The organism is Nevskia soli, from assembly GCF_903970205.1.
In the GTDB taxonomy this organism is placed as follows: Bacteria; Acidobacteriota; Terriglobia; order Bryobacterales; family Bryobacteraceae; genus Bog-113.
In genome coordinates, this window is sequence record NZ_CAJCHS010000365.1 from 1 (window position 1) to 6,268 (window position 6,268).

The following is a 6,268-nucleotide window of genomic DNA, read 5'->3' on the forward strand; positions in this document are numbered from 1 at the left end:
CCCGATCAAGATCAACGTTGTTGCGGTCAAAGACCTGATCGAGCCCGACCTCGTCCCGATGGCGCGCTTTTGCCGCAAGCACGGGTTCGAACCGCGCTTCATCGAGTTCATGCCGCTCGATTCGCAGCGGCTATGGGGTCATGGGCGCGTCTTGAGCGCCGACGAGATCGTCCGGACGCTCTCCGATGAAATCTCCCCGCTGATTCCGTCCGTCACCGACCCCAGCGCCCCGGCCAGCGAATACCGATTTTTGGACGGGATCGGCGGCATCGGGGTCATCGCTTCCGTCACGCGGCCGTTCTGCTTGAATTGCAATCGTGTGCGCCTGACGTCTGACGGGAAGCTCCGCTACTGCCTCTTCGCCACCGAGGAAACGGACGTTCGCGCTCTCCTCCGCGGCGGAACGGACGAGGAAATCGCCCAAGCGCTCCGGGCCAACGTTCATGCTAAGTGGCTCGGTCACGAAATCAACTCGCAGAACTTCGTCCCGCCGCCCCGTCCGATGTATTCCATCGGAGGTTGAAACGAACTTCGCAGCGGCCTGCTGCGTATCAATCCCTGGAGAAACTGACTGAATGCCTGTAACAACAGCACCGATTGACTCCTCGCAGATTCACGTCCTGCTCGCAGAACACGGATACGACGTGACCGACCTCACACCGACGATGCTCTCCATCCGCCAGATGGATAGCGGTATCACGGTGCAGGCCGTGCTGGAAACCGAAATCGTTTTCTTCTCGCTGACTTGCCTCACGGTTGCCGAAGAGAAGCTGACGCATGACATCCTGCGCCGCATGCTCGCCTCCGACAATGGAATCTCGACCTCGCATTTCCAGCTGTACGAGCTGGGCGGCGGACAGACTGCGATCGCCCTCACCAACTTCTGCAAGCTGCAGGAACTGGGGCCGGACGATGAAGACGATATCCTTTCCTGCGTTCATTTTCTGTTCGCCGATGTGATGGCAGCGCGCGACCTGCTGCGTAGTTTGGAATAGCCGCAAGACAACATAACCGGAGGAAACCAATGGGATTCTTTTCTGATCTTTTTGCGCGCACCGGACGGGTAACGCGCGGCAAAGCAAGCGACGTGGTAACGGCCTACGAAGACGCGAATTTCGAGTCGACGGTCCGGCAAACCGTGGCCGACATGAAGACCGAGCTGAACAACGTGGTTCGGGCATCCGCAGTGGCGATGAGCAACTACAATCGCCTGGATGCCGAGTACCAGAAGTATGTGCGCCAATCCGACGAGTGGAAGGCGCGCGCCAACCAGGCACTCGATGCGGGGAATGAAGACCTCGCCAAGAAGGCGCTGGCCAAGAAGTCCGAGTCGGATAAGCAAATCGCGTCGATGCAGACGGCCATTCAGCAGGCCCAGCAGGCCAGCGACAACCTGAAGAATCAGGTGGCCGAGCTGAAGCGCAAGATCGACGAAGGCGAGCGCACGGCGACGACTCTGGTAGCAAGAAAAAACGCAGCACAGGCGCAGCGCAAAGTAGCCGAAGCGATGGCCGGAGTGGCCAACAGCGACAATGCGTTCGCCCAACTCTCGCGGTTCGAGGAGAGTGTCTCAAAGGAAGAAGCTACCGCCAAAGCGTTCCAGGAGCTCGGTTCGGCGGGCAAGGACGACGACCTGGAATCCCAGTTTGCACAACTGGGCGACCACTCGGTGGACGCTCAATTGGAAGCTCTCAAGCGCGAGCGCGCGCTGCCCAAACCCACTACCCCGCTCGGTCTTCCGGCGCCGGAGAGCAGCAAATAGCCATGTTTTTCAAGCACACCAACGGGTCGTCGCGGCACCCGGACCCCGCGACCATGGAAGACCTCGCCCACCTCAAGATCACCGACGCCAAGCCGGGCGATACGCTCTCGATCGTCGGCGCGGGCGATCAGTTCGCGGACCTCGATTTCACGCTCGACCGGCGCGCCATGGTGGAATCCGGGCAGCAGCGCTGGACCGAGCTGAGCGGCATGTACCGCGACCGCCGCGTCAACCTGGAAGTGCATAACGACGATCAGGTCCAAGTGCTCGGGTCCTTCGACGGAAAGCAGCTGACGCTCGACCAGATCGGACTTTCGGAAGACGATCTGGCGCAGATCGATCAGCGCCAAAATCCCGCGGACAACTTCGAGTTCGACGGCAAGACCTGGATGTACCGGTGGAGCCGGGAAATCGGGCTGTTCCGCGACAACGAAATGCAGGGCACCGGCTGTTACGCCTGGGTGTTTCAGCAGGAGAATGCCCAGGTGTATCTGACCATTCGGAAGTTCGCCGGGCAGCCGTTCGCGGGCGTGATTTCGCAGCAGGTGAACCCTTCCGATATCACCGTGTATCGAGGCTGATGTGCAACGCAAACCGTTCACCGTATTGGTCGTCCTTCTCGCCGTCTTTATCGGATGGGTGTTCGTGGTGGGCGGGCGCTTGCCCGGAGCGATCCGCAGCGAGATCCAGTCGGCGAAGGAGCAGCTTGCGGATGCGAGCCGGGTGGTCGCGACCGATCGGGATCTGGTGCAGCGGGATTCGGCCGCGAACCCGGATTTGTTTCGGGTCCGCGGGTTCGATCAGCAATGGCCGGCCCGCATCAGCGAAGCCGGTATCGCGCTGAGCGAGGCGCAGCGCTACCAAGCGCAACTGGACGACATTCTCCGCCAGAACAAGCGCAGCTCTGAGAAGACCGCGAAAGACCTGCTGGCGCGGGAGCGCGTGGATCGAGAGACTGCGGTCGCGAAGGCTGCGGCGGTGGAAGCGGAAGCGCGGAAGCGGGTGGCGTTCAAGGACAATTTCACCGCGACCTTGACGCGCATCGAAACGCAAGGGAAGCAACTCGAAGGCGCGGATTTCTCGCATACCGAAGCGGCCGTTCATAAGGCCGAACAGGACTGGCCGGCCAAGAAGACGGACCTCGAATCGCGTCTCATTGTGCTCGAAACCCGCAAGAAGGATGCGGCGGAATGGGTGGAGACGGCGAAGTCTCTTGAGAGCCGCCCCGCGGCCCAACTGACCACCGCCGACTATGCGAAAGCTCTTGAGGCGGAAGAGGGCCTGGAACACGCGCCTACGGCAGACGCGCAGCAGTTGGATGGCCTTACTCATCAGCTCTACACATCCTGGGACGACGTGCTGCAGGATCTGGACAAGGATCCGTATCGCGAGAAGATCGACCACATCGTCACGACCGTGAGCGCGCCGGGAGACAAAGGCACGACCGTATCCGACGAGCACTGGAACGACATCTCGCGCGATCAATGGGCGCAGGTGGAGAACAACGTCGGGATGACGATCGCCCACAAGCCGCTGGGCGAATACGACAGCGAGGCCACGCGCATCGCTCAACCGCCCGGGTTCGCGTACATGGCATCGCCCGCGGAGGGCCGCAACCAGTACGGGTACTGGGAGAATCGCGACGGCGGATCGTTCTGGCACTGGCTGCCCGAGTACCTTATCCTCAGCAGCCTGCTGAACCACCACACGACGTATGTTCCGGTTCCGAGCTATGACTGGGATCGCTATCGCCAGGCGCAGCGTTACGGCCAGACTTACTATGGGCACGACGTTTCCGGGGCTCCGAAGTACGGCTCTCATGGGACCTTCACGCAGCAGCACTATTCGAGCAGCCGCTACGTGCAGACGGGCGGGTTCTCGGGTTCGAAGTACGGTTCAGGGGGGTCGGGGTTGTCGAGTTCATCCAGCAGCGGGAAGAAGTTCGGCGCGTCGCCGAGCGAATCCGGCGGACACAAGTTCGGCGGCTCGTCGGGGCGCAGTTTCGGCAGCAGCTCGCGGTCGATGGGACGCAGTTTCGGACGGCGGCGTTGACGCTCCCGGTGGTATTCTGGCTGTACCGTGGACATCGATCTCGACACACTGAAACATTCCATTTCGGATGAGCTGGAGCGCTCCTCATTCGCCATTTTCCGGCACGATTCGGGGGCGTTCGAACCGCGCCAGGTAGTGACCTGGGATGTCGACACGTATCCCGATTACATGATGTTCCTCGACACCGCGCGCAAGCTGGGGGCGAAGATGATCCTGTTCGCATCCAGCGAGTTCGATGAAGGCGAACTGGAAGAACTGCAAGATGAGCTCGATATCGCCGATGTGCCGCCGTCCGTGAAGAGCGATTCCGAGCGGACCTTGAAAACGCTGCGGAAACACATTGGTTCGACTTCGAGCGTCGAGATCGCGTTCCCGTTTGAAGGCCGGTTCTACGTTTACGAGGCGCGTCCCGACTGGTACGAGGAGTTCGTGAATCTAAGTGAAGAGGTGGAAGCTTTCTCGTCGCTCGCGCTGGAGTCGGCTGAAGAGGACGGCGAAGACGAAGACGACAGCATGGGTGGCTTCTATTCGAACAACTAAACCGGCCAAGCGCTGGGAAGTTGTTGCACCCTCGGATGTTTCGGCACTCGCCTCTGAGCTGGAGTTGCCGCCGGCCATTGCGGGCATCTTGATTGCGCGTGGAATCCGCACGGTGGAAGCGGCGCAGGTCTTCCTGCACCCTTCGCTGAACGACCTTCATGATCCCTTGCTGCTGCGCGATATGCCGATTGCGATTGACCGGCTGCGAAGGGCGATCGCGGCCGGCGAGCGCATTGAGATCCATGGCGACTATGACGTTGACGGCACGACTTCGACGGTCATTCTGAAGACGGCGATCGGGCTTGCGGGCGGCCGTGCGGACTTCTGGATTCCGCATCGCGTGAAGGACGGCTACGGGATGCGCGAGAGCGCGGTCGATCTCGCGGCGGAGCGCGGGGTCAAGCTGATCATCAGCGTGGATACCGGGATTCGCGCCGCCGCTGCGGTGAACCGGGCGCGCGAGTTGGGGATCGATGTGATCGTGACGGATCATCATCTGCCTGACCAGACGCTGCCCGCGGCGCTGGCGGTGGTGAACCCGAACCGTCTCGATTGCACGTATCCCGAGAAGAACCTTTGCGGGGCGGGCGTGGCGTTCAAACTGGCGCAGGGCTTGATCGAGACGCTGGGCTGGCCGAAAGACAAGCGCGACCGCATGCTGGCGTCGTTTCTGAAGCTGGCAGCGATTGCGACGGTGGCCGATGTGGTGCCGCTGACGGGTGAGAACCGCATCATCGTGAGCCATGGCTTGCGCGGGTTGGCGCATACGCGCAATCCGGGGCTGCGGGCGCTGCTGGATGCGGCGGGAGTTCCGCCGGGACGTGCGCCGAATGTCGGGCAGGTTGGCTTTCGGATCGCGCCGCGGATCAATGCAGCCGGACGCATGGCCAGCGCCGATGAGGTGATGCAGTTGTTCGCGGCCGATGGCGATGAGAAGGCGCGGGCAATCGCGGAGCGGTTGACCAGGCTGAACACGGAGCGCCAGGACGAAGAGGCGCGGATCATCGACGAGATCCTGTTGGATTGCGAGGGGCATCTGCCAGCCGAATTGCCTGCCGCCTTCGTGTTCGCCGGTGAGGCGTGGCATCGCGGCGTGTTGGGCATTGTGGCCAGCCGTCTGGCGGAGCGGTTCTGCCGGCCCACGGTCGTGTTGGGGATCGAGAATGGCGAGGCGGCCGGGTCGGCGCGCAGTATCCGCGCGTTCCACTTATTGGAGTCATTGGAGTCGATGCGGCACCTGTTCGTGAAGTTCGGCGGACATAGGCAGGCCGCGGGGATGACGCTGGAGACGGCGCGCGTCGACGAGTTCCGCGCGGCGTTCGCGGGCTTCGCGGCGAGCGTGCTGCGGGAGGAAGACTTCGTCCCGGTGCAGCGCGTGGATGCCGAGGTCAGGTTCACGGATATCAATAACTCCTTCTGGCGGCAACTGTCACGGCTGGAACCTTTTGGGATGGGGAATTCGACGCCCGTGCTGATGGCGCGGGGCGTCGAGATCGTTAGTGAACCGGAAGTCATGAAGGAGAAGCATCTGAAGTTCTCTGCATCGCAGGGTGGGCGCGTCATTAAGTTCAAGGCTTTCGGGTTTGTGGAGCGCGCAGCCGAAGTCTTCCGCGGGGCGTTGGTGGATCTGACGTTTCAAATGGAAGCGGATGATTACTGGGGCGGCTTCTGCACGAAAGTCTGCGACGTTCGGCCGGCGAGTTAGTTATGGCTAAGTTGTTACTTATTCTAGGCCGCATTGTTTTGATTCTCCTGGCCGCTGTAGCGGTTGTCTACTTCGGCGATTACGCGTCGATTAAGTTTCAGATTCCGAATCGACCTCAGACGAGGGATGTCCAGATCCGGCCAATCATCGCCGTACCGGAGAAGGGGAATAAGTTGGAGTATATTCTCGGCGATCCTGTCGTGCAGACT

General features: G+C 61.4%; 7 protein-coding genes and 1 pseudogene. All 8 read left to right on the top strand.

Going from position 1 to position 6,268, the window contains the following annotated elements:
• Positions 1 to 523 (top strand): annotated as a pseudogene (locus H1Y01_RS15930) (GTP 3',8-cyclase MoaA); the annotation flags it as partial.
• A 52-nt stretch (positions 524 to 575) separates the two neighbouring features.
• Positions 576 to 995, top strand: coding sequence for a hypothetical protein (locus H1Y01_RS15935; RefSeq protein WP_180541498.1), 420 nt, complete (start codon positions 576 to 578; stop codon positions 993 to 995).
• Between the two features lie 29 nt (positions 996 to 1,024).
• Positions 1,025 to 1,762: a PspA/IM30 family protein gene (locus tag H1Y01_RS15940; RefSeq protein ID WP_180541499.1), complete on the top strand. Its 738-nt coding sequence runs from the start codon at positions 1,025 to 1,027 to the stop codon at positions 1,760 to 1,762.
• A 2-nt stretch (positions 1,763 to 1,764) separates the two neighbouring features.
• The gene (locus H1Y01_RS15945; RefSeq protein WP_180541500.1) at positions 1,765 to 2,343 is read left to right on the top strand and encodes a hypothetical protein; all 579 of its coding nucleotides are present in this window, start codon (positions 1,765 to 1,767) and stop codon (positions 2,341 to 2,343) included.
• Between the two features lies 1 nt (position 2,344).
• Positions 2,345 to 3,814 carry a hypothetical protein gene (locus H1Y01_RS15950; RefSeq protein ID WP_180541501.1) on the top strand — a complete coding sequence of 490 codons (1,470 nt, stop codon included), beginning with the start codon at positions 2,345 to 2,347 and terminating at the stop codon, positions 3,812 to 3,814.
• A 27-nt stretch (positions 3,815 to 3,841) separates the two neighbouring features.
• Positions 3,842 to 4,354 carry a hypothetical protein gene (locus H1Y01_RS15955; RefSeq protein WP_180541502.1) on the top strand — a complete coding sequence of 171 codons (513 nt, stop codon included), beginning with the start codon at positions 3,842 to 3,844 and terminating at the stop codon, positions 4,352 to 4,354.
• Positions 4,332 to 6,059 carry a single-stranded-DNA-specific exonuclease RecJ gene (gene recJ, locus H1Y01_RS15960; protein WP_180541503.1) on the top strand — a complete coding sequence of 576 codons (1,728 nt, stop codon included), beginning with the start codon at positions 4,332 to 4,334 and terminating at the stop codon, positions 6,057 to 6,059. Before H1Y01_RS15955 ends, recJ begins: the two co-directional genes overlap by 23 nt.
• Before the next feature lie 2 nt (positions 6,060 to 6,061).
• On the top strand, positions 6,062 to 6,268 hold a 207-nt coding region (locus H1Y01_RS15965), incomplete at its 3' end, for a hypothetical protein (RefSeq protein WP_180541504.1).